23 protein-coding genes are annotated in these 23,364 nt (G+C 68.8%); 18 read left to right on the top strand and 5 right to left on the bottom strand.

The genetic code is table 11. From position 1 onward, the window contains the following. Window positions 1–148: 148 nt before the first annotated feature. Together VHP37_28715 and VHP37_28710 are read right to left on the bottom strand one after the other, a co-directional pair. On the bottom strand, window positions 149–604 hold the full coding sequence (locus tag VHP37_28715; protein ID HEX2830355.1) for a tRNA (cytidine(34)-2'-O)-methyltransferase: 456 nt from the start codon (window positions 602–604) through the stop codon (window positions 149–151). A gap of 18 nt (window positions 605–622) precedes the next feature. Beyond that, window positions 623–6,202: a hypothetical protein gene (locus VHP37_28710; protein HEX2830354.1), complete on the bottom strand. Its 5,580-nt coding sequence runs from the start codon at window positions 6,200–6,202 to the stop codon at window positions 623–625. Between the two features lie 268 nt (window positions 6,203–6,470). On the opposite strand from VHP37_28710, the gene VHP37_28705 reads away from it, so the two are divergent. Continuing rightward, window positions 6,471–7,571, top strand: coding sequence for an SPOR domain-containing protein (locus VHP37_28705; protein ID HEX2830353.1), 1,101 nt, complete (start codon window positions 6,471–6,473; stop codon window positions 7,569–7,571). Here VHP37_28705 and VHP37_28700 read toward each other — a convergent pair. Further along, on the bottom strand, window positions 7,568–8,260 hold the full coding sequence (locus tag VHP37_28700) for a ComF family protein (GenBank protein HEX2830352.1): 693 nt from the start codon (window positions 8,258–8,260) through the stop codon (window positions 7,568–7,570). The genes VHP37_28705 and VHP37_28700 overlap by 4 nt on opposite strands. 61 nt (window positions 8,261–8,321) lie before the next feature. Between VHP37_28700 and bioB the strand changes: the two genes are divergently transcribed. The 12 genes from bioB (at window position 8,322) to VHP37_28640 (ending at window position 18,017) form a co-directional block, all read left to right on the top strand. Continuing rightward, the gene (bioB, locus tag VHP37_28695) at window positions 8,322–9,326 is read left to right on the top strand and encodes a biotin synthase BioB (GenBank protein ID HEX2830351.1); all 1,005 of its coding nucleotides are present in this window, start codon (window positions 8,322–8,324) and stop codon (window positions 9,324–9,326) included. After that, window positions 9,327–10,490 (top strand): 8-amino-7-oxononanoate synthase, encoded by a 1,164-nt coding sequence (bioF, locus tag VHP37_28690; GenBank protein HEX2830350.1) that lies wholly within the window; start codon window positions 9,327–9,329, stop codon window positions 10,488–10,490. Continuing rightward, a complete protein-coding gene (locus VHP37_28685) occupies window positions 10,487–11,218 on the top strand; it encodes an alpha/beta fold hydrolase (protein ID HEX2830349.1) in 732 nt (243 codons plus the stop codon). The genes bioF and VHP37_28685 overlap by 4 nt, the downstream gene beginning before the upstream one ends. Further along, window positions 11,215–12,087: a malonyl-ACP O-methyltransferase BioC gene (gene bioC / locus VHP37_28680; GenBank protein HEX2830348.1), complete on the top strand. Its 873-nt coding sequence runs from the start codon at window positions 11,215–11,217 to the stop codon at window positions 12,085–12,087. Before VHP37_28685 ends, bioC begins: the two co-directional genes overlap by 4 nt. Before the next feature lie 10 nt (window positions 12,088–12,097). Beyond that, window positions 12,098–12,787, top strand: coding sequence for a dethiobiotin synthase (bioD, locus tag VHP37_28675; protein ID HEX2830347.1), 690 nt, complete (start codon window positions 12,098–12,100; stop codon window positions 12,785–12,787). A 106-nt stretch (window positions 12,788–12,893) separates the two neighbouring features. Next, entirely contained in the window at window positions 12,894–13,355 is a 462-nt protein-coding gene (locus VHP37_28670) for a DUF2244 domain-containing protein (protein ID HEX2830346.1), read from the top strand. 91 nt (window positions 13,356–13,446) lie between these two features. Further along, window positions 13,447–14,598, top strand: a complete 1,152-nt coding sequence (gene coxB, locus VHP37_28665; protein HEX2830345.1) for a cytochrome c oxidase subunit II — start codon at window positions 13,447–13,449, stop codon at window positions 14,596–14,598. 23 nt (window positions 14,599–14,621) lie between these two features. Then, entirely contained in the window at window positions 14,622–16,217 is a 1,596-nt protein-coding gene (gene ctaD / locus VHP37_28660; protein ID HEX2830344.1) for a cytochrome c oxidase subunit I, read from the top strand. Window positions 16,218–16,247: 30 nt separating this feature from the next. Beyond that, window positions 16,248–16,340 (top strand): cytochrome oxidase small assembly protein, encoded by a 93-nt coding sequence (locus VHP37_28655; GenBank protein ID HEX2830343.1) that lies wholly within the window; start codon window positions 16,248–16,250, stop codon window positions 16,338–16,340. Next, a complete protein-coding gene (locus VHP37_28650; protein HEX2830342.1) occupies window positions 16,337–16,921 on the top strand; it encodes a cytochrome c oxidase assembly protein in 585 nt (194 codons plus the stop codon). Before VHP37_28655 ends, VHP37_28650 begins: the two co-directional genes overlap by 4 nt. Next, complete coding sequence (locus VHP37_28645; protein HEX2830341.1) at window positions 16,921–17,133, top strand: DUF2970 domain-containing protein; 213 nt, start codon at window positions 16,921–16,923, stop codon at window positions 17,131–17,133. Before VHP37_28650 ends, VHP37_28645 begins: the two co-directional genes overlap by 1 nt. Before the next feature lie 32 nt (window positions 17,134–17,165). Beyond that, the gene (locus VHP37_28640; GenBank protein ID HEX2830340.1) at window positions 17,166–18,017 is read left to right on the top strand and encodes a cytochrome c oxidase subunit 3; all 852 of its coding nucleotides are present in this window, start codon (window positions 17,166–17,168) and stop codon (window positions 18,015–18,017) included. Between the two features lie 162 nt (window positions 18,018–18,179). On the opposite strand, the gene VHP37_28635 is transcribed toward VHP37_28640, so the two are convergent. After that, window positions 18,180–18,374 (bottom strand): twin transmembrane helix small protein, encoded by a 195-nt coding sequence (locus VHP37_28635; GenBank protein HEX2830339.1) that lies wholly within the window; start codon window positions 18,372–18,374, stop codon window positions 18,180–18,182. Window positions 18,375–18,400: 26 nt separating this feature from the next. Between VHP37_28635 and VHP37_28630 the strand changes: the two genes are divergently transcribed. Genes VHP37_28630 through VHP37_28610 form a run of 5 tightly spaced genes read left to right on the top strand, consistent with a single transcriptional unit; the run spans window position 18,401 to window position 22,189 of the window. Then, entirely contained in the window at window positions 18,401–19,135 is a 735-nt protein-coding gene (locus VHP37_28630; GenBank protein ID HEX2830338.1) for an SURF1 family protein, read from the top strand. Next, window positions 19,074–19,685: a cytochrome C oxidase subunit I gene (locus VHP37_28625; GenBank protein ID HEX2830337.1), complete on the top strand. Its 612-nt coding sequence runs from the start codon at window positions 19,074–19,076 to the stop codon at window positions 19,683–19,685. Before VHP37_28630 ends, VHP37_28625 begins: the two co-directional genes overlap by 62 nt. Continuing rightward, a complete protein-coding gene (locus VHP37_28620; protein HEX2830336.1) occupies window positions 19,682–20,692 on the top strand; it encodes a COX15/CtaA family protein in 1,011 nt (336 codons plus the stop codon). The genes VHP37_28625 and VHP37_28620 overlap by 4 nt, the downstream gene beginning before the upstream one ends. Continuing rightward, window positions 20,692–21,591, top strand: coding sequence for a heme o synthase (gene cyoE / locus VHP37_28615; GenBank protein HEX2830335.1), 900 nt, complete (start codon window positions 20,692–20,694; stop codon window positions 21,589–21,591). The genes VHP37_28620 and cyoE overlap by 1 nt, the downstream gene beginning before the upstream one ends. A gap of 16 nt (window positions 21,592–21,607) precedes the next feature. Beyond that, window positions 21,608–22,189 carry an SCO family protein gene (locus tag VHP37_28610; GenBank protein HEX2830334.1) on the top strand — a complete coding sequence of 194 codons (582 nt, stop codon included), beginning with the start codon at window positions 21,608–21,610 and terminating at the stop codon, window positions 22,187–22,189. Between the two features lie 228 nt (window positions 22,190–22,417). Here VHP37_28610 and rpoH read toward each other — a convergent pair whose 3' ends face one another. Then, window positions 22,418–23,269, bottom strand: coding sequence for an RNA polymerase sigma factor RpoH (gene rpoH / locus VHP37_28605; GenBank protein ID HEX2830333.1), 852 nt, complete (start codon window positions 23,267–23,269; stop codon window positions 22,418–22,420). Between the last annotated feature and the right edge of the window lie 95 nt (window positions 23,270–23,364).

The following is a 23,364-nucleotide window of genomic DNA, read 5'->3' as shown; positions in this document are numbered from 1 at the left end:
AAGCAAAAGCTAAAAGCTTTTAACCGCAGAGGACGCAAAGGACGCCAAGGAAAGCTAAACATCGCGAACTCATGACGACGCGACGTTAGTAAAAACCTTTGCGTCCTTTGCGTCCTTTGCGTCCTTTGCGGTTCATTTGCTTTGAATCCTAGGCGAACCCGTTCTGCCGCCACGCCTCGTACACCACGATCGCGACGGCATTGGAGAGGTTGAGGCTGCGGTTGCCGGCGCGCATGGGGATGCGGATGCGATGCTCGGCGGGAAAGGTGTCGAGCACGTCCTGCGGTAAGCCCCGAGTCTCCGGTCCGAACACCAAGACGTCACCGGGCTCGTAACGCGCTTCGTCGTGGCGCGCCGTCCCGCGCGTGCTCACGGCGAACATCCTCTTCGAGCCGAGCGCCGTCAGGCACGCGCTCCAGTCGTCGTGCACCGTCAGCGCTTCGAGATCGGAATAGTCGAGCCCCGCGCGCAAGAGCTGCTTGTCGGAGAGCGTGAATCCCAGCGGTCGCACGAGGTGCAGGCGCGCGCCGGTGTTGGACGCGAGACGCAGCGCATTGCCGGTGTTCGGAGGAATCTCCGGCTCGTAGAGCACGATCTCGAACACCTCGCTACGAGCTGAAGATCAGCCTTCCTCGGAATCGGTGCGCCGCGAGTTTGAAGGCTTGTCGGCGGACGCAGCGGGACGCGGCGCGGCTTTGACACGCTCGCGCGCGTTCAGACGAGTCGTGAACTGCTCGAGGCTGTCGACGCGCAGCCCCGCTTCACCGCTCGGCGCGGGCGCACGCAGGTCGCTCGCCCCGAGCTCGACGCCGAGTTTCGCCATCGCAACCTGCGCGTACGGCGTGAGCTCGTCCTGCCAGAAATACGCGGCGGCGCCGATCGCCAGCACGACCGCCGCGGCGGCGCTCCAGCGCGTGGCGCGGCTGCGGCGCGCGGCCCGCGGCTCGAAGTCGAGCGGCTTGTGCGTGCGTCCGCGACCGCTGGATGCGCGGCGGCGGGCGTCGCGCACGCCGTCGGCTTCGCGCTTCGCACGCTCGGCCTCGGCCTTGTGCGCCGCGGCCTGCGCTTCGGCATTGGCGCGCTGGATGGCGGCAGCTTCGAGCTTGCGCTCTTCGTCGAGCTTCGCTTCCGCTGCACGCGCGGCGGCGGCTTCGGCCTCGGCGCGCTGCTGTGCGAGTGCGGCGCGCTCGAGCTCGGCGGCGGTCTTCGCCTTGGCGCTCGCGGCGGCCGCTTCGTCGTGCTCGGCGCGTTTGCGCGCCGCCGCGACCGCATCCCGTTCGGCCTGCGCCTGCGCGGCCGCGCGCTCGGCTTCGTGCTGCTCGGCCTCGAAGCGCTCGGCCGCGGCGCGCTCGGCGCGCTGCTCGGCTTCGAGCCTTTCCTGCACCGCGGCGAGCGCCGTGAATTCGGCTTCGGCGCGCCGTTCCGCTTTGGCCTTCTCTTCGATGTCCAGCGCTTCGCGCTCGCGCGCGGATTCGGCCGCGCGCAGATCGGCGTCCGCACGGGCCCTTGCCGCGGCTTCGGCGGCCTGCTCCGCTTCGATCGCCGCGCGGGCACGCGAGGCGGCTTCGGCGTTGGCGGCGGCCTGTTCGTCGGCGCTGCGTCCCGCGAGCTCTTCGGCGTGCTGCTTGGCGAGCGCGGCGGCTTCCGCTTCCTTCGCCGCTTCGAGCCGGCGTTCCGCGGCTTCGGCCGCTTCGATCTGCGCCCGCCCGCGCTCGCGCGCGGCGATCTCGGCGTTCTGCTCCGCTGCGCGCAGCGCCTGCTCCTGCCGCAGCGCTTCGGCTTCGGCTTCGGCCCGCAGCTCTGCTTCCTGCGCCAGATCGTAATCGGCGGTCTCACGCTCGCGGGCGGCTTCGGCTGCGCGCGCATCGGCCTGCGCCCGTGCCGACGCGGCCGCGGCGGCGTCGCGCTCGGCTTTGGCGCGGGCGGCCGACTGTGCGGCGCCTTCCTCGTCCGCTTTCGCGCGCTCGAGCGCGGCGGCTTCGGCGCGCCGTTCGGCTTCGGCGCGCGCTTCGGCGGCGGCGAGCGCGTCGGCATCGGCCTGCGCCGTGCGCTCGGCCTGGCTCTGCGCCTGAGCTTCGGCGGCTGCGCGCGCCTCGGCGGTCTCGCGCGCCCGCGCTTCGGCTTCGGTGCGTGCACGCGCGGCTGCTTCGGCGGCACGATCGGCCTCGGAGCGCTCCTGCGCCGTACGCGCGAGCTCCGCATCGGCTTTGCTGTGCGCTTCGGCGGCGTCCGCTGCCTCGCGATCGGCGACCGCGCGCGCTTCGGCGGCAGCCCGCTCGCGTCGCTCGGTTTCGATGCGCGCCCGCGCGGCGGCTTCGGCCTCGCTGTCGGCTCGTGCGGCGCGCTCCGCCAGCGCGCGCGCTTCGTTCTCGGCGCTCTCGCGAGCCTGCGCGGTTTCGCGTGCGCGATCCTCGGCGGCGGCGCGCTCGCGCGCGGCGGCTTCGGCCGCACGCTCGGATTCGCCGCGCTTCTCGGCTTCGCGCAACAGCTCCGCATCGGCGGCGCGTCGCGCCTCGGCGGCGGCCTGCGCTTCCTGTTCCGCGGCGCTACGCGCGTGGGCGGCAGCGTCCGCACGCCGCTCGGCCTCGATCCGCGCCTGAGCGGCTTCCAGTGCCTCGGCTTCGGCACGCGCGGTCGCTTCGGCCTGCGACTTCGCTTCGACTTCGGCGGCTTCGCGCGCAGCGGCCGCTTCGGTCGCACGGCGCTCGGCTTCACCGCGCTCGCGCGCGGCCGCTTCCGCGGCGCGATCGGCTTCGGCGCGCGCGGCTTGCTGCTGCGTGAGCTCGTCCTCGGCCTGCACGCGTGCGCGTGCGGCTTCGCGCGCTTCGAGCTCCGCAGACTCGCGTTCGCGTGCCGCGGTTTCGGCGCGCTGCTCGGCGTCGAAGCGCGTGACGGCGACCGCGTGCGCCTCGTTCTCGGCTTTGGCCGTGGCTTCGGCCTGCGCCTTCGCCTCGCGGTCCGCGGTTTCACGCGCCGCCGCCGCTTCCGCCGCGCGCGCATCGGCTTCGGCGCGGGCCTTGGCGGTCGCTTCGGCGTGCCGGTCGGCGTTCAGACGCCCGATCGCTTCCTGCTCGAGCTCGGTCTCGGCGTGCTCGCGTGCGCGCGCCGCGTCGAGCGTCTGCTGCTCCGCGGCCGCGCGCGCTTCGGCGGCGAGCCGCGCGTCGCGCTCGGCGCTCGCGTGCTCTTCGGCCTCACGCTGGGCCGCGATGAGGGCGGCGCTGCGCGCTTCGGCTTGCGACTGCGCTTCGCGCTCGGCGGCCTCGCGAGCGCGCGCAGCGGCGGCGGCCTGCGCTTCGACCCGTTCGCGTGCGCGGATCTCCTCGGCCGCACGCGCATCGGCTTCGGCGCGGATCGCGGCTTCTTTCTCGAGGACCGCTTCGGCGCCCGCGCGCTTCTGCGCCGCAATCGCCGCTTCGCGCTCCGCGGTCACGCGCAGCGCGGCTTCCTCGGCGCCCTGCGCCTCGGCCTCGATGCGCTGGCGTGCATAGTCTTCGGCGCGCTGCTCGGTCGCGGTGCGCTCTTCGGCGAGCCGGCGCGCTTCGGTTTCGGCCGCGAGCCGGCTGTCGGCCTGTTCCTTGGCGTGGAGCTCGGCGGCTTCGCGCGCCTGGGCGTAGATCAGCGCGCGCTCGTCGGCTTCGGCGCGCGCCTTCGCGACCGCTTCGACCGCACGATCCGCTTCGGCGCGCGCAGCCGCTTGTTCCTGCAAGGCGCGCTCGGAGCTCGCGCGCGCGTTCGCGGCCTCGAGCGCCTGCTGCTCGACGGCGTGACGCGCGAGCGCCGCGGCTTCGGCTTCGCGCTCGCTCTGCACGCGCGCGGCCGCTTCCTGCGTCGCTTGGCGATCGCGCGCGGCGCGTTCCATCGCGGCGTTCTCGGCGCTCTGCTCGGCTTCGAAGCGCGCCTGCGCGAGCTCGCGCGCCTCGGTCTCCGCTTTCAGCTTGCGCTCGGCCTGCGCTTTGGCTTCGAGCTCGCTCGCTTCGCGCGACTGCGCCGCCTGCATGGCCTGCCGGTCGGCGTCGGCGCGCGACTTCGCCGCGGCTTCCGCGGCGCGATCGGCTTCGATGCGCTGCGCGGCCTGGTGCGCGAGCGCGGTGTCGCTGTGCTCCCGTTCCCTGGCGGCGTCTTCGGCGCGCTGCTCGGCGATCTCGTGCGCGCGCGCGGTCGCTTCGGCTTCGCGCTCGGTCTCGGCGCGCGCGCGCGCCTGCTCGGCGGCGTGGGCTTCGGCCGCGGCGCGCTCCTCGGCCGCCTGCTGGGCGCGGCGCTCGGCTTCCAGGCGCGCCTGGGCGAGCGCCTGTGCCTGGGCGTCGGCTTCGGCGCGGCGCTCCGCCGCGACCTTGAGCTCGAGCTCGGCCGCTTCGCGCTCGCGCGCCGCTTCCGCCGCACGCGTTTCGGCGGCGATGCGATCGGCGGCGGCCTGCTCGGCTTCCTGCTCGGCTTGTTGGCGCACCGCGGCATCGCTCGCCGCGGCGGAATCGGCCGTGCTGCGTTCCTGCGCAGCGCGCTCCGCGCGTTGCTCAGCTTCCAGCCGCGCTTGCGCGAGCTCCATCGCCTGCGTTTCGGCGGCGCTCTTCTGTTCCGCCTGTGCCTTGGCGTCGAGCTCGAGCGCTTCGCGCTTTTCGGCTTCGGCGAGCGCATGCGATTCGGCCTCGGCGCGCGCCCGGGCCGCCGCTTCGGCTTCGCGATCGGCGGTGAGACGGGCTTCGACCTGCTGCTGGAGCTCGGCCTCGGCCTGCGCGCGCTCGGTGGCGGCGGTCAGCGCGCGCTGCTCCTGCGCTTCGCGCGCTCGCGCCGCGAGCTCCGCGCGCGCTTCGGTGTCGGTGCGGGATTGCGCTTCGCTGCGCGCGAGGTCTTCGGCTTCGGCGCGGCGCTGTGCTTCCGCCGCAAGAGCGGCTTCGGCTTCGGCGCGCTTCTCCGCATGAGCGGCGAGCTCGCGCTCCGACTCGGCGCGCGCGCGCTCGGCGGCGGCCGCGTCCGCTTCGGCGCGCTCTCGTGCGCGCAGAGTCTCTTCGGCGCGCGCTTCGGCGTCGGCGCGCGCTCGCGCGGCCTCGTCGGCGGCGCGCTCGGCGGCGGCGCGGGCGGTGGCTTCTTCGGCCGCGCGGATTTCGGCGGCGGCGCGCTCGGCGGCGGCAGCGTCGGCCTGGCGGTCGGCTTCAGCGAGCGCTTCGGCGATGCGCCGCGCCTCGTTTTCCGCCTGGAAGCGCAGGTCGGCTTGCGCTTGCGCCTCGCGCTCCGCGACTTCGCGCGCCGCTGCGGCGTCGCGGGCGCGGGTGTCGGCCTGGGCGCGCTCGTTCGCCGTGGTTTCGGCGGCTCGATCCGCTTCGGTCCTCAGCGCCGCCTGCTGTTGCAGCTCGGCGTCGGCGCGCTCGCGAGCGCGCGCAGATTCGTTCGCTTCCTGCTCGGCGGCGGATCGCGCCTTGGCGGCGCCGATGGCGCTCGACTCCGCGGCGGCCTTGGCACGCGAGATCGCTTCGGCGTTGCGCTCGGCTTCGATACGCGCGGTCGCCTGCCGCTCGAGCTCGCCTTCGGCCGCGGCGCGGGCGGTCTCGGCTTCGAGCGCGTTCTGTTCCGCCGCCGCCCGGGCCTTTGCGGCTTCGGCGGCGCGCGCTTCGGCGGCGGCGCGCGATTTCGCAACCGCTTCGGCCGCGCGGTCGTTCTTGCGGCGGACGGCGGCCTGCTGCTGGGCTTCGGATTCGCTGGCGAGGCGGGCGTGGGCAGTCTCTACCGCGCGCTGGTCGGCGGCGCCGCGCGCTTGCGCGGCGGCGGATGCTTCGGCTTCGGCCTGCGCGCGGGCATCGGCTTCCTCGATCGCGCGCATGTTGGCGGCGATGCGGCTTTGCGCGCGAAGCTCCGCCTGGCGCTCCATCTCGGCGCGCTGCAGCGCAAGCCGCGCCGAGCTGCGCTCGGCTTCGGCGCGGGCCTGGGCTTGTTGCGCACCGGCGCTTTCGGCGGCGCGGCGTGCGCGCGCCGCGGCGAGGGCGCGACGCTCGCCGTCGGGCGTGAGGCGCTGGCTCAGCGCTTCTTCGGCGGCGGTGTGCTCGGCTTCGGCGGCTCGCAGCGCGCGGTCGATGGCGTCGTCTTCGGCTGCCGCAGGGTCGATGCGTTCGGGCGCGGGCGGGCGTTCCGGCGCGCCGGGCACGCCGCGCTGGTTCTGTTGTTCGCGCCGCACGAGCTCCGCGCGACGGATATCACGGAACAACTTGCTCAATCTCTTCTCCGCGCCGCGTTGGTTCGAGCCATTATACGAGCTAGTTCATACGCAAGAGCGTGTTAGCGAGCGAAATTCATGCGAATACGAAGCGCCGCGGCACGCTCGCGTCGTGCCCCGGTTTGGTTTATCGTGTCGGCGGCTGGAGAAAGAAATTCGAGAACGGAATGGCGGTGCGGAAGGGATCGAGCCGAACGACAGCGACAGCGATTGAATCCGAAGCGGAGCGCCGCGAAGCGCGGCATCCCGCGGGCACGGTGATCCTGCGATGAGCGCGTCCGCCGACCCGCTCGAGTTCGCGCCGGAGCGCAGGCTTTCCGGTCCGACCCTGCTGGTCCTCGCGTTCGTCATGGGAACGCTGTTCGCGCTCCTGCCGATGTACTACCTCTACAGCACCCGCGGCTCGTCCACCGCTCCCGCGCAACTGCCGTCTGTCCCTGCGGCTTCGATATCCAGCGACTCACTGCTGCGCGACACGTCTTCGGACGCGGTGCCCGTGCGATTCGCCGCGCGCATGACGTACGAGCTGAGCCACGCGCCGGCCGAGCCTCCGCCCGCGCCGGTCAGGGTGACCACGAAAGCGGAGCCGATCGTCCCGCGCGCCGCGCCGGCGCTCGCGCCGCCGCCACAGGCGCCTCGTGCCGATGCCGCGCCGCGCGTCGCCAACGCGAAACCGATCATCGCGACCCCGCCCGATCCGCGCGACACCACGCGCGAGATGGAGCGCGAAGCGCGCCGTCCCGACTATCGCGAGCCGCCGCGGCAGGTCGCGCAGGCCACGGTCGAGACGCCCGCGGCACCGCCGAGAGTGTTCGAAGGACGCGATTTCGTGCTGCCGCCGAAGCCGGTGCCGACGCGGCCCATCGCCGCGCCCGAGAACGACGCCGCCAAACGCGCGCCTGAAGCGCCTTCGAACGGCCGTACGACCCTCGCGACGGCGACGGTGATCCCGGGCGTGAGCCCGATCGCGCCGCCGCCTGAGGCGAAAGCGCCCGCCGAGCCGCCGAAGCCGAAGCCCGAAGCGACGCCCGCCGACGTGCTCGCCAACCGGCTCACCGCCACGCGCGAATGGCTCGCCGGCGCCGCGCAGACCACGCACACCATCCAGATCATGGGCTCGGCGAACGAAGAGCACCTGCGCAACCAGTTGAAGGCGCTCGCCAGGCAGCTCGACGCGAGCAAGATCTACGTGTACCGAACCGTCGCCCACGGCAAGCCTTCGATGACCGTGGTGTACGGCGCTTACGCGGACAAGGCCGCGGCGATCCAGGCGCTGGAGAAGCTGCCGCCGGCAGTCTCCGTGAACAAGCCGGTGCTGCGCACGGTCAACGGCATCCGCGCCGAGCAGAAGCAGCACGGCACGAGCTAGCGCAGCGTCCTCGCCACCACCCAGCCGCTGATGCGCGCCGCGCCGGCGCGCTTCACCACCCGCGCCAGCTCGTTCAGCGTCGCACCGGTCGTCATGACGTCGTCGACGATCGCGATGCGCTGTCCCGGGAGATCGGCCTCGCAGACGAACGCGCGCCGCACGTTGCGCACGCGCTGCGCGAGGGTGAGCCCGGCCTGCGGCGTCGTCTCGGCGACCTTGCGGCAGGCGCCGGCGAGCACGGGCACGCGAAGCGTGCGGCCGAGATGCCGGGCGATCTCGTGCGCCTGGTTGAACCCGCGCTCGGCGAGGCGCGAAGCGGAGAGGGGCATCGCCACGATCGCATCGACGTCGGGCCTGACGCAACGTGCAAGCTCGCACGCGAAGAGCGGCGCGAGCGTGAGATCGCCGCCGTACTTGTAGGCCTGCACCAGCGCGTCCACCGGAAACTGGTACGGGAACGCGGCCGCGACGGCGTCGTAGCTCGGCGCGCGGGCGAGGCATTCGGCGCATACGCGGCCGCTCGCGAGCGGCAGGGCGCAGCGGGCGCAGCGCGCCGCGGGCATGGCCGGCAGGTCGCCGCGGCACGGCGCGCACAGGCGCGATCCCGCGGTGCGCCCGCCGCACAGCACGCACGAGGACGGCAGCAGCGCGTGCGCAGCGCGCGAGCAGCGGTTCAAAAACGCGGCCATCCGATTTGACATCGCCCCCTCGCTCCGCGAAGATTCGAGCCCCATTGCAACGTGGCACTCCATGGACGCTCTCACCCCTACCTTTAACGAGCAGTCGCCGACCCGCGCCGACACGCCGCGCCTACGCTGGACGGTCGATGCGATCGAAGCGCTCTACACCCTGCCTTTCAACGATCTGCTGTTCCGCGCGCAGAGCGTCCATCGCGAGCACTTCGATCCGAACGCGGTGCAGCTTTCGACGCTGCTGTCGATCAAGACCGGCGGCTGTCCCGAGGACTGCGGCTATTGCCCGCAGGCCGCGCGCTATCACACCGGCGTCGACAACGAAGCGCTGATGTCGGTCGACGACGTCGTCGCGGCGGCGCGCTGCGCCAGGGAGAAAGGCGCGACGCGCTTCTGCATGGGCGCGGCCTGGCGCGGTCCGAAACAACGCGATCTCGATCGCGTGACCGAGATGGTGAAAGCGGTGCGCGCGCTCGGCATGGAGACCTGCGCCACGCTCGGCATGCTCAAGCCCGGCCAGGCTCAGCAGCTCAAGGATGCGGGGCTGGATTACTACAACCACAACATCGACACCGCGCCGGAGTTCTACGGCGAGATCATCCACACCCGCACCCAGGACGACCGCCTCGATACGCTGGGGCAGGTGAGAGAAGCCGGGCTGCACGTGTGCTGCGGCGGCATCGTCGGCATGGGCGAGACGCGCCGCACGCGCGCCGCGCTGATCGCCCAGCTCGCGAACATGGACCCGTATCCCGAATCGGTGCCGATCAACAACCTGGTGCAGGTGGAAGGCACGCCGCTCGCCGGCACCGAAGCGCTCGACCCGTTCGAGTTCGTGCGCACCGTCGCGTGCGCGCGCATCGCGATGCCCAAGGCGGTGGTGAGGCTGTCCGCCGGACGCCAGGAGATGCCCGAAGCCATACAGGCGCTGTGCTTCCTCGCCGGCGCGAACTCGATCTTCTACGGCGAGAAGCTGCTCACCACCGGCAATCCCGAAGCGCAGAAGGACGCGGCGCTCTTCGCGCGGCTGGGCTTGCACGCGATGGAGCCGAACGCGGAGTAAATGGCGTCACCGGCAACGCTCGCGCGCGATCTCGCCGCGCTCGAAGAGCAGGGACTGAAGCGCCGCCGGCGCGTGCTCGAATCGCCGCAGCGCGCGCGCGTTAAGGTCGACGGGCGCGACTACGTCGCATTCTGCAGCAACGACTATCTCGGTCTCGCCGCGCATCCCGAGCTCGTCGCAGCGGCGCGCGAAGGCGCCGAGCGCTACGGCGTCGGCGCGGGCGCGTCGCACCTCGTGCTCGGCCACACGTTCGCACACCATGCGCTGGAAGAGGCGCTCGCACGTTTCGTGCGGCTGCCGCGCGCGCTGTACTTCTCCACCGGGTACATGGCGAACCTCGGGATCGTGACGGCGCTCGCGGGTCGCGGCGACGCCGTCTTCGCCGACAAGCTCAACCACGCTTCGCTCAACGACGCCGCGCTGCTGTCGCGCGCGGATTTCAAGCGGTATGCACATTGCGACGTCACGGCGCTGGACCGGCTGCTCTCGGCCTCGAACGCGAAGGCGAAGCTCATCGTCACCGACAGCGTGTTCAGCATGGACGGGGACATCGCGCCTTTGCCGGAATTGCTCGTGCTCGCCGAGGCGCACGACGCGTGGCTCGTGATCGACGATGCGCACGGCTTCGGCGTGCTCGGGAAGAGCGGTCGCGGCGCGCTCGAACGCTTCGATCTGCGATCTCCGCGGATCGTCTACATGGGAACGCTGGGCAAGGCGGCGGGCGTCTACGGCGCTTTCGTCGCGGGCGAGCCCGAGCTGATCGACACGCTGGTGCAGCGCGCGCGGACGTACGTGTACACCACCGCGACGCCGCCGCTGGTCGCGCACGCGCTCCTCAAAAGCCTCGAGCTGATCGAGCGCGGCGCCGCACGCCGCGAGCGGCTGCGCGATCTCGTCGCGCGGCTGCGGCGAGGCCTCGCGGACAGCCCCTGGAAGCTGCGGGAATCGCAGACTGCGATCCAGCCGCTCGTCATCGGCGGGAGCAAGGAGGCGGTGCGCGTGTCCGAGAAGCTCGCCGCGCGCGGCGTGCTCGTGCCCGCGATACGACCGCCGACGGTGCCGCAGGGCACCGCGCGGCTGCGCATCGCGCTCTCCGCGGACCACACGGTCGAAGACGTCGACGTGCTGGTGGAAGCTCTGAACGCGATCGGAAGCGATGCGTGACAACACTGGTGCTCCTGCACGGCTGGGGCATGACGCCCGCCGTGTTCGACGAGATCGGCGCCCGGCTGCGCGGCGTGTGCGACGTGCACGCGCTGCCGCTTCCCGGCTACTGCGGCACGCCGTCGGTTTCGCCTTATACGGTGCAAGGCATCGCGCAAAGCATCGCCGCGCGCGCGTCGGCCCGTTGTGTCGTCGCGGGCTGGTCGCTCGGCGGCCAGGTCGCGCTCGAATGGGCGCGGCAGGCGCCTGCGCAGGTCGAAGCGCTGGTGCTCATCGGCTCGACGCCGAGCTTCGTCGCTCGCGAGGGCTGGCCGCATGCGGTCGAGCCTCGCGTGCTCCAGGGATTCGCTGACGCGATGGCCGCGAATCGCGGGTCGACGCTGAACCGCTTCGCTTCGCTGCAGGCGCAAGGCGATGCGGCGATGAAAGCCGCGGCGCTGCGTTTGCGCGCGGCGCTGTGCGACGAGTCCGACGCGAGCACGCAGACGCTGTGCGACGGATTGAACGTGCTGCTCGACACCGACCTGCGTGCGACGCCCGGTCAGATCGAGCAACAGGCGCTCGTGATCCACGGCGAGCACGACCGTCTCGTGCCGTTCGCCGCCGGCGAGCATCTCGCGCGCACGTTGAAGCGCGGCACGCTGGCGAAGATCGCCGGCGCGGCGCACGCGCCTTTCGCCACTCAGCCTGACGCGGTAGTGCGTGCTCTCGAGGCTTTTCTCGCATGAACGCCGATCCGGCTCTCGACAAACGCGCGGTGAGGCGCTCGTTCGAGCGCGCGGCGGAGCGTTACGACGCGGCCGCGATCCTCCAGCGCGAAGTGTGCGGGCGCATGCTCGAGCGTCTCGAGTACATCAAGCTCGAGCCGGGCGCGATCCTCGACGCGGGGAGCGGTACCGGCAACGCGATTCCGGGGCTGCTGGCGCGCTATCCGGGGACGCCGATCGTCGCGCTCGACCTCGCGGTCGCGATGCTCGAGCGCACGCGCGGACGCCTCAAATGGTGGCAGAGCGTACCCGGCCTGCGGCCGCCGCTGCATGCCGTCGCCGGGGACATCGAGCGCCTGCCGCTCGCGGACGCATCGGTCGGCCTGGTGTGGTCCAACCTCGCGCTGCAGTGGATGAACGACCTGCCGGCGACGTTCCGCGAGATGCATCGCGTGCTCGCCCCCGGCGGGCTCCTCATGTTCAGCACCTTCGGTCCGGACACGCTCAAGGAGCTGCGCGCGGCGTACGCCGGCGTCGACGAGCGCGCTCACGTCAACCGCTTCATCGACATGCACGACATCGGCGACATGCTCGTGCACGGCGGCTTCGCCGACCCGGTCATGGACATGGAGCCTTTCACGCTCACCTACGACGATGCCCGCGCGCTCATGCGCGATCTCAAGGCGATCGGCGCGCACAACGCGAGCACCGCGCGGCCGTCGACGTTGAGCGGCAAGTCGGCGCTCAGGGCCGTCGAAACGAACTATGAGCGCTTTCGCCGCGACGGCAAGCTGCCGGCGACTTTCGAAGTCGTATACGGGCACGCGTGGAAGCCGATGCCGCGCGTGAGCCCGACGGGGCGGCGGGTCATCGATATCAAGAGTGCGTGAAGGGTGAAGGGTGAAGGGTGAAGGCGTGAAGGGCGTGTTCGTCACCGGTATCGATACGGGTGTGGGCAAGACCCTGTTTACGTGCGCGCTGCTTCATGCGTACGCCCAGCGCGGCTTGCGGGCCGTCGGCATGAAGCCGGTCGCAGCAGGGGCGACGGTCGAGAACGGCGTGCTCGTCAACGAAGACGTGATCGCGATGCGCGCGGCGGGCAACGTCGATGCAACGCTCGACCTGGTCAACCCGTACTGTTTCGAGCCGCCGATCGCGCCGCACATCGCCGCAGCGCAAAAAGGCGTGACGATCGACCTCGAGCGTATCGCATCGGCATACGCGGGGCTGGCGGCGCTCGCCGACCGCGTCGTGGTCGAAGGCGCCGGCGGCTTCCGCGTGCCGCTCGGGCCCGGCGTCGATACCGCAGACCTCGCGCGACGGCTCGCATTACCGGTCGTGATCGTCGTCGGCATGCGCCTGGGCTGTCTCAATCACGCGCTGCTCACCGCGGATGCGGTGCGTGCCTCGGGCTTGCACCTTGCAGGCTGGGTCGCCAGTCATGTCGACGCCGACATGATGTATGCCGAGGACAACGTCGAAGCGTTGAAGACGCGCCTGCGCGCGCCGCTCGTCGCGCGTATTCCGCATACGCGCACGCCGGAACCGGCATCGATTGCGCACTACGTGGACTCGACACGGATCGTGTAATCGGTGTAGCGATGCGTGAAGAGTCGCCCGTAATTGCCAGTCATCCTTCCACTATGTTAAATTCCGCGGGTTTTTTGGCTCGTGCGGCAACTCGAGGAATGCTCGGATGAAGTGCGTCGCCGGAGGGGAAACGGCCGAGTACGTTTATACCGCGCGCCGCAACAATTCCCTCTCTTCCTCCGGTCGGCAGCTCGTCTTCGCTTTCATTCTTTTCGTGTCGCTCGGCATCGCGACCGGTTTTTACGTGGTGTTCGATGCGTGGCCGGTGCTGCCTTACGCGGCGATCGAAATGACGGCGCTGTACTGCGCGTTTCGCTACATGGAACGCCACGCCGCCGATTTCGAGCGCATCACGATTCGAGGCGGTACCGTCGCGATCGAATCGCAGGACGGTCCTCACGTAAAGCGGCTGGAGCTCAATCGTCATTGGGCGAAAGTCGTTTGCGACGCGGACGGCGGGCATCTGGCGCTGCGTACGCATGGGCGTGAGATTCCGGTCGGGCGCCATCTGTGCGAGGAACGTCGGTTGGACCTCGCGCGCGAGCTGATGCGCGAGCTTCGCGGGTGACGGGTGATTTTCGCCCGCAGCCACGCGGGAAGTGACGGTGCGCGAGAAGCGACGCGCCAGAAGCGAATCAAACAGGACAGGTGAGGAAAGCATGAGCAGCAAGTCGGGGAGAACGTTCGCAGCCGCAACCGCGGCGGCGTTTGCGCTCATCACGGGCGCGGCGTGGGCGAATCAGTACAACCTGCAGCCTCCGCAGACGATCATCGCGAACCAGATCTACGATCTGCACACGCTGATCATGTGGATCATTTTCGCGATCTTCGTCGTGGTCTTCGGTTTCATGACCGTGGCGATCGTGAAGCACCGCAAATCGGTCGGGCACCAGGCGCAGCAGTTCCACGAGAACACCACGGTGGAGATCGCGTGGACGATCGTGCCTTTCCTCATCCTGATCGGCATGGCGTACCCGGCGACCAAGACCATCCTCGCCTACAAGGACACGTCCAATCCGGACATCACCATCAAGGCCACCGGCTACCAGTGGAAGTGGGGCTACGACTACCTCAACGAGGGCGTCAGCTTCTACAGCAACCTCGCCACGCCGCGCGAGCAGATCGACGGCGGCAACGAGGCCGCGCGCCAGGCGAACGAGCATTACCTGCTCGAAGTCGACAACCCGGTCGTCGTCCCGGTCGGCAAGAAGGTCCGCGTGATCACCACCGCCAATGACGTGATCCACGCCTGGTGGATTCCGGCCTTCGGCGTGAAACAGGACGCGATTCCGGGCTTCGTCCGCGATATTTGGTTCAAGGCCGACAAGGTCGGCACCTACCGCGGCCAGTGCGCGGAGCTCTGCGGCAAGGACCACGGCTTCATGCCGATCGTGGTTGAAGTGGTCGAGCAGCCGAAATACGACGCGTGGATCGCCGAGCAGAAGAAGAAAGTCGCCGCGACGAGCGCCGCCGCGACCGCGGCCGCCGATCCCGCCAAGCAGTGGACGCTCGACGAGCTGAAATCGCAGGGCGAGAAGGTCTACGCCGGCCACTGCGTGGCGTGCCACCAGGCGAACGGCCAGGGCATCCCGGGCACCTTCCCGGCGCTCTCCGGCAGCAAGATCGCCACCGGCGACAAGGCCGCGCACATCAACATCGTGCTGAACGGCAAGCCCGGCACCGCCATGCAGCCGTTCAAGCAGCTGTCGGACGTCGAGATCGCATCGGTCGTCACCTACGAGCGCAACTCGTGGGACAACAAGACCGGCGAGATGGTCACGCCCGCCGACATCAAGGCCGCACGTAAATAATCAGCGCATCAGGAGATTCATTGATGGAAGCCGCACACGCACACGATCACGGCCACGGCCACGGTGACCACGACCATGCGCATCACCCGACGGGATTCATGCGCTGGGTCACCACGACCAACCACAAGGACATCGGCACGCTGTACCTCTGGTTCAGCTTCTCGATGTTCATCGTGGGAGGCATCCTCGCGCTGATGCTGCGCGCCGAGCTGTTCCAGCCCGGCCTGCAGCTGTGGGAGCCGCACTTCTTCAACCAGCTCACCACGATGCACGGTCTCATCATGGTCTTCGGCGCGATCATGCCGGCGTTCGTGGGCTTCGCGAACTGGCAGATCCCGCTCATGATCGGCGCGCCCGACATGGCCTTCGCGCGGATGAACAACTGGAGCTTCTGGCTGCTTCCGCCGGCGGCGATCCTGTTCGTCGCCTCGTTCTTCGTTCCCGGCGGCGCGACCGCGGCCGGCTGGACGCTCTACGCGCCGCTCTCGACCCAGATGGGTCCGGGCATGGACCTCGCGATCTTCGGCCTGCACATCATGGGCGCCTCGTCGATCATGGGCTCGATCAACATCGTGACCACGATCCTCAACATGCGCGCGCCCGGCATGACGCTGATGAAGATGCCGCTGTTCGTCTGGACGTGGCTGATCACCGCGTATCTGCTCATCGCGGTGATGCCGGTGCTCGCGGGCGCCATCACCATGGTGCTCACCGACCGTCACTTCGGCACCAACTTCTTCAACGCCGCGGGCGGCGGCGACCCGGTCATGTTCCAGCACATCTTCTGGTTCTTCGGACACCCGGAGGTCTACATCATGATCCTGCCGGCGTTCGGCATCGTGTCGCAGATCGTGCCGGCGTTCTCGCGCAAGCCCCTCTTCGGCTACTCGTCGATGGTCTATGCGGTTGCCTCGATCGCGATCCTGTCGTTCATCGTGTGGGCGCACCACATGTTCGCCGTCGGCATGGGCGCGGCGAGCCTGCTGTTCTTCATGTACGCGACGATGCTCATCGCGGTGCCCACCGGCGTGAAGGTGTTCAACTGGATCGCGACGATGTGGAAAGGCTCGCTCACGTTCGAGACGCCGATGCTGTTCGCCATAGGGTTCATCTTCGTGTTCTCGATGGGCGGCTTCACCGGCCTAGTGCTCGCGATCATGCCGATCGACATCCAGCTCCAGGACACCTACTACGTCGTGGCGCACTTCCACTACGTGCTGGTCGCGGGCTCGCTGTTCGCGCTGTTCGGCGGCGTGTATTACTGGATCCCGAAGTGGACCGGCCACATGTACGACGAGAAGCTCGGCCAGTGGCACTTCTGGGGCTCGATGATCTTCTTCAACGTCGCGTTCTTCCCGATGCACTTCTCGGGCCTCGCCGGCATGCCGCGCCGCATCCCGGACTACTCGCTGCAGTTCGCCGACTTCAACATGATCTCGACGATCGGCGCTTTCGGCTTCGGCCTGTCGCAGCTCATCTTCCTGTGGGTGGTGATCAAGTGCATCAAGGGCGGCGCCAAGGCGCCCGACCACACCTGGGAAGGCGCGGAAGGCCTCGAGTGGACCGTGCCCTCGCCGGCGCCGTACCACACGTTCGAAACCCCGCCGGTGGTCAAGTAAAAAAGGCGTAGCCTGTCGATGGAGCGCGCGATGAACAGAAAGACGCGGACGGCGCTGATCCTGCTGTCCATCGCGCTCGCCTTCTTCGTCGGCATCGTGGCCAGATTCTGGTGGATGCGATGAACCCCGAAACGGACGATCGCAAGCGCGGCAACCGCACCATGCTGACCAAGCTCGCGGTGGTCACGTGCGTGATGTTCGGCTTCGGCTTCGCGATGGTGCCGTTCTACCGCACGCTCTGCGACCTCACCGGCCTGACCAACCTCGCGAGCGCCGACGACGTCGCGAAGAACACACAGGTCGACAAGTCGCGCACGGTGACGATGCAGTTCGACACCAACCTGCGCAGCGATCTGCCGTGGACCTTCCGGCCGCTCGCGCACCAGGTCACTTTCCATCCCGGCGAGCTCGTCACGGCCGACTTCGAGGTGCACAACAACTCGAACCGCGTGGTGACCGGACAGGCGATCCCGAGCTGGGGTCCGCAGGTCGCGGGGCGCCACATGAAGAAGCTCGAGTGCTTCTGCTTTTCGCAGCAGACGCTGCAGCCCGGCGAGACGCGCACCATGCCCGTGGTCTTCGTCGTTGACCCCCAGCTGCCCGAAGACGTGAACTTCGTGACCATGTCGTACACCTTCTTCGCGGTCGAAGGCCGCGACGGCAAGACTTCCGCGGCGACCGAGCGGACGGGGAGCGACGGGTGATCGCCGTGAGCGAGCCTTCGACCAAACGTAGCGCAGGACCGCTCGACGTCGCCAAAGCGGTGCTCTGGTCGTTCCTCGGGATCCGCAAGCGCGCGGCCCACGAGAAGGATTTCGTCACCCTCAAGCCGGTGCAGGTCATCGTGGCCGGCATCATCGGCGCGGTTATTTTTGTGATATGCCTCGTCACGCTCGTGCGGTTCATCACGAGCTGAGGTCAAGAATTCGAGAGTAGGGGAGCCTTGAGATGTTGAGCCAATCCACACGTTATTACGTCCCGCAGCCTTCTACGTGGCCGATCTTCGGCTCGTTCGCGCTGCTCCTGATGGCGCTCGGCGCCGCGTCGTGGTTCAACGGAGTCGGCTGGGCCAAGTACGTGACGTTCGCGGGCCTCTTCGTGCTCTTCTACATGCTGGCCGGCTGGTTCAGCACGGTCGCGCACGAGTCCGAAGGCGGCGCCTACAACAAGCAGGTCGACACCGGCTTCCGCTGGGCGATGGGCTGGTTCATCTTCTCCGAGGTGATGTTCTTCGGCGCGTTCTTCGGCGCGCTGTTCTACATGCGGGTGTTGTCGGTGCCCGACCTCGGCGGACTCGAAAGCCAGCAGCTGCTGTGGCCCGGCTTCAAGGCGGCGTGGCCCACCGCCGGCCCCGGCATCACCGAGCAGTTCACGCCGATGGAAGCGATGGGCATCCCGGCGATCAACACGCTGATCCTGCTGACCTCCGGCGCGACCGTGACGTGGGCGCACTGGGGCCTGCTCAAGAACAACCGCTCGCAGCTCATCTGGGGTCTCGTGCTGACGGTCGGGCTGGGCATCCTGTTCCTCTCGCTGCAGGCCTACGAATACATCCACGCGGCCGGCGAGCTCAACCTGAAGATCAGCTCGGGCGCGTACGGCTCGACGTTCTACATGCTGACCGGATTCCACGGCTTCCACGTGACGGTCGGCACGATCATGCTGATCGTGATCCTTTTCCGCAGCGTCGCCGGGCACTTCAAGCCCGAGCACCACTTCGGGTTCGAAGGCGTGGCCTGGTACTGGCACTTCGTCGACGTCGTTTGGCTGGGACTTTTCATCTTCGTCTACTGGCTATAACGCGCACAAAACCCCAACAAAAAGAACACGAAGAAAAAAGCGCGAAGAACAACGGTACTCGTCAGTCAGTAGGGAGGAACGCCGCACGAGTGACGTGCGGCGTTTTTTTTGAGGCCGTGAACGGATGAACCGGTGAACGGGTCGAACCCGTTCATCGCGCGATCAGAGCTTGTGGTGGAAAAGGCCGAGCTGGAAGCCGATCACGAGCATCAGGAAGAGCACGATGGAAAGGATGACGCGCACGGTGAGCGCTTTCACCGCACGGTCCGAACGGCCTTTGTCTTTCCAGACGTAGTACAGCCCGGAGAACAGGCTGAAGAGTATGAACGCGAGAAAGATGAACACGACCAGACGCATGCGGCCAGTGTACACGCTCGCCCGCGATGAAGCTGCCTGAAAAGCGCAGCCGCTGGTGGCCGGCGCTCGCGACTGCGATCGGCGTGGCCGTGACGCTCGCGCTGGGCAACTGGCAGCTCGACCGCGCCGCGCAGAAGCGCGCGATCAAGGAGCGCTACGAGACGATGGCCGCGCAGCCCCCGATCAACGTGGGACGCGAAGCCCTGTCGCCCGAGGGCATCGACCTGCGCCGCATCGAAGCGCGCGGCGTGTTCGAGCCGCAGCGCGCGGTGTTCGTCGACAACCGCATTCACCACGGCGTGCCGGGCTACCACGTCGTGATGCCGCTGAAGATCGAAGGCAGCGAGGTGCGCGTGCTGGTGAACCGCGGCTGGGTGGCGCGGCCGGCCCTGCGCTCCGAGCTGCCCGCGGTGAAGACCCCGCGGGGACCGGTCACCGTCTCCGGCACTGCGACCGTGCCCCACCGCGGCGCCTTCGAGCGCAGCGACACCGTCGTCGAAGGCCGCATCGTGCAGAACCTGACCATACAGCGCTACACCCAGATGACGCCGATCGCGGTGCAGCCTTTCGTGCTGCGCCAGGACAGCGCGCTCGACGACGGCCTCCAGCGGGAATGGCCCGCACCCGACTTCGGTATCGAAAAGCATTACGGCTACGCATTCCAATGGTTCGCGCTCGCCGCCACACTCACGATCTTCTATGCCTACACTCAGCTCAAACGCAAACGACCAAACCCCGGCGCCGAACCGCCCGCGGCGTAACCGACTCACCCTGTGGCTGGTGCTCGCGCTGTGCGCGGCGCCGGTCGTCGCGTCGTTCGTCGCGTACTACTGGCTCCAGCCGAGCGGCCACGTCAATTACGGCGAGCTGCTCACGCCGCAGCCGGTGCCGGCGGCGACGCTCGCCGGCGTCGACACGCGGCCTTTCAGCTTCGCGGATCTCAAGGGCTCGTGGGTGCTCGTCAGCATCGACGGCTCGGCGTGCGACGAGCGTTGCCGTACCAAGCTCCTCTACATGCGGCAGGTGAGGCTCGCCCAGGGCAAGAACAGCGATCGCATCGAGCGCGTTTGGCTGGTGAACGACGACATGTTCCCGAACACCGCGGTGGTCGGCGAGCACCCGGGGCTGCGCGTGGTGCGCGCGCCGGGGAGCGCGGTGCTCGCCGCGTTTCCCGCGCCGACGACGCCGACGGCGCACATCTACGTCATAGATCCGCTCGGCAACCTGATGATGCGCTTTCCCGAAAATCCCGATCCGCGCGGCGTCCTGAAGGACGTGTCGCGCCTCGTGCGCTATTCCGACTGGAAATGAACACGCTCTACAAAAGGCTCGCGCTGGCCGCTGCGTGCCTCGCGTTCGTCGTGGTCGTGGTCGGTGGTTTCGTGCGCTTGATGGATGCCGGGCTCGGTTGTCCCGACTGGCCGGGCTGCTACGGCGAGCTCTCGCCCGCGCATGCCGAAGAGAGCATCGCGAAAGCCGTGCAAGCGCAGGGCGGCGAGCACGGCCCGGTGTCGATGAGGAAAGCGTGGAAGGAGATGTTCCATCGCTACATCGCCAGCACGCTGGGGCTGCTGATCCTGGGCCTCGCGGTGCTTGCGTGGCGCTGGCGCGAGAAGCTTCCGCGCTCGCCGGCGCTCGCCTCCACGCTGTTCGTGCTGGTCGTCCTGCAAGGCCTGTTGGGCATGTGGACGGTGACGCTGCTGTTGAAACCGGTGATCGTCACGCTGCACCTGCTCGGGGGCATGACCACGCTGGCGCTGCTGGTGTGGCTCTTCCTGCGGCAGCTCGATGGGCGGCCCGCCGTCGATCGGACCGCCGCCCGCAAGCTGCGGCCGTGGGCGCTCATCGCCATCGCGGTCGTGTTCACGCAGATCGCGCTCGGCGGGTGGGTTTCGAGCAACTACGCGGCGCTCGCGTGTATCGATTTCCCGACGTGCCACGGCGTGTGGCGGCCCGACATGGATTTCCGCCACGGCTTCCAGCTCGTGCGCGAGCTCGGCCGGACCGCGGCGGGCGAGCACCTCGCGTACGAAGCGCTGACCGCGATCCACTGGACGCATCGCGTCGGCGCGCTGGTGACGCTGATTTACGTGGGGACGCTCGCTTTTGCACTGTCGCGCGCGCGCGGCCTCGGCCGTTATGCGGCGGCGCTGGCGGTGGTGCTGATCGCGCAGATCGCCCTCGGCGTCGCCAACATCCTGGCCGGACTGCCGCTGCCGGTCGCGGTCGCCCACAACGCCGTGGCCGCGATTTTGCTGGTGACGCTCGTGATGATAAACTTCGCCCTTTCCCGCGCTGACCTCCCGCCGACGCCCTGATGTCCACGAGCGTAGCAGGGCAGCCTTTCGGCTCCCGCCTCCAGCAGTTCTACCAGCTCACCAAGCCTCGCGTGGTGTCGCTCATCGTCTTCACGGCGGTGATCGGCATGTTCCTCGCGGTGCCCGGCGCGGTGCCGCTCCAGCCGCTGCTTGCCGCGACCGTCGGTATCGCGCTCGTCGCGGGCGCCGCGGCTGCGGTGAACTGCCTCGTCGAGCAGAAGATCGACGCGATCATGCTGCGCACCAGCCGCCGCCCGCTGCCGCGCGGGCAGCTCACCTCGCGCGAGACGTTCGCCTTCGCGGGCGTCATCGGCGGGATCGGGCTCGCCGTCCTGCACCAGTTCGTCAACCCGCTGACGATGTGGCTCACGCTCGCCACGTTCGTCGGCTACGCGATCGTCTACACCGTGATCCTCAAGCCGCTCACGCCGCAGAACATCGTGATCGGCGGCGCCTCGGGCGCGATGCCGCCGGTGCTCGGCTGGGCGGCGGTCACCGGCGAAGTCACCGCCGACGCGCTGACGCTCTTCCTCATCATCTTCGCGTGGACGCCGCCGCACTTCTGGGCGCTCGCGCTGTATCGCAAGAACGAATACGCCAAGGCGGGTCTGCCGATGCTGCCGGTGACGCACGGCGACAAGTTCACGCGGCTGCACGTGCTGCTCTACACCGTGATCCTGTTCGCGTGCTCGCTGCTGCCGTTCGTGGTGCGCATGAGCGGGCTGATCTACCTCGCCGCGGCGGTGGTGCTCGGCGGGATGTTCCTGCGCTACGCGATCCGCATCTACCGCGACTACAGCGACACGCTCGCGCGCCGCACCTTCCGCTTCTCGATCACGTACCTCGCATCGCTGTTCGCGGCGCTGCTGATCGACCACTACTTCAAGGTCCTCGTCTGACTGCGGAAGCGCCTCGATGAGACGCCTCTTCGCCGTCGCGCTCGCCGCCGTCCTGCTGCTCGCGGCCTGCGGCCGCGAGCAAAGCAAAAGCTTTCAGCTCACCGACGTCACCGGCGCGCCGTTCGGCAAGTCGCTCGAGCTCACCGACCACAACGGCCAGCGCCGCACGCTCGCGGATTTCAAAGGCAAGGTGGTGGTGCTGTTCTTCGGCTTCACGCACTGCCCGGACGCGTGCCCGACGACGATGGCGGAGCTTGCTGCGGTGGCCAGGGAGCTCGGTTCCGACGCGGACAAATTCCAGGTGCTCTTCGTGACGGTCGACCCTGAGCGCGACACGCCGGACGTGCTGAAGCAGTACGTGCCGGCCTTCTACCCGACCTTCCTCGGCATGTCCGGAACGCCCGAGGACCTCTCGCGCACCGCCAAGGAGTTCAAGGTGTACTACGCCAGACAGCAGCAGCCCGGCGGGAGCTATACCATGGACCACTCGGCGGGAACGTTCGTGTTCGACAAGCAGGGGCGGCTGCGGCTGTTCGGGCAATACGGCGCCGGGGCGAAGGCGATCCTGAACGACGTTAAAGTCCTGCTGAAAGAGTGAGCGCGCCGTCATCCCCGTGAAGGTGACGCGCAGCGTCATCCCCGTGAAGGTGACGCGCAGCGTCATCCCCGCGAAGGCGGGGACCCACCTTGACTTTGCCGCCATGAAAATGGATTCCCGACAGCTTCCGCTATCGCGGTTCGGGAATGACGAAAAGAAAAAACCCGGCCGCAGCCGGGTTTTTCATTTCATGTAGCGCCGCCGGGCGCATAAGCGCGCGGAGACCTTTTACGCGGCGGCCGCCATCGAGCCCTTCATCTTCGAGAGCGCCTTCGACTCGATCTGCCGGATCCGCTCCGCCGACACGCCGAACTCGCTGGCGAGCTCGTGCAGCGTCGCCGACTGCTTCTCGTTCAGCCAGCGCGCTTCGATGATGCGGCGGCTGCGCGCGTCGAGCGCGGCGAGCGCCTGCTCGAGACCCTGGCTGCGGCGCTGAGTGGTCTCCTCGCGCTCGAGCAGTACGCCGGGCTCGGCGTCCTCCGCCGCGAGGTAGGCGATCGGTGCGTACGGCCTGTCCTCATCGTCCTCGCCGAGCGGCTCCAGCGCGATGTCCTGGCCGGAAAGCCGGGTCTCCATCTCGACCACTTCCTCGCTCTTGACCCCGAGCTCCTCGGCGATCCGGTTGGCCTCGGTCGTGCCGAGCGCGCCCAGGCCCGGCTTCATGCTGCGCAGGTTGAAGAAGAGCTTGCGCTGGGCCTTGGTCGTCGCGACCTTCACGATGCGCCAGTTCTTGAGGATGAACTCGTGGATCTCCGCGCGGATCCAGTGCACCGCGAACGACACCAGGCGCACGCCGCGCTCCGGGTCGAAACGCTTCACGGCCTTCATGAGGCCGATGTTGCCTTCCTGGATGAGATCGGCCTGCTGCAGGCCGTAGCCCATGTAGCCGCGGGCGATCGACACCACCACGCGCAGGTGCGACACCACGAGGTCGCGCGCGGCTTCGAGGTCGTTGCGCGCCTGGTAGCGACGGGCCAGCGCGGTCTCCTGCTCCTGGGTCAGCATCGGAAAGCGGTTCACCGTCTGAACGTAGCTCTCCAGGCTGCCCGCTGCGGGTATGGGTAAAGCGAAAGCCGTCATAGTCCTGAACCTCCCTCGTTGCATGGATTCCAGTCTAGCACTCAACTACTAAGAGTGCCAGCAAGAGGGATTAGTTCCGTGCCGTGAAGCGCTAA

The organism is Burkholderiales bacterium, assembly GCA_036262035.1.
GTDB lineage: Bacteria > Pseudomonadota > Gammaproteobacteria > Burkholderiales > SG8-41 > JAQGMV01.
Note: the sequence above shows the minus strand (reverse complement) of the source record. Positions and strands in the feature narration are given on the sequence as shown.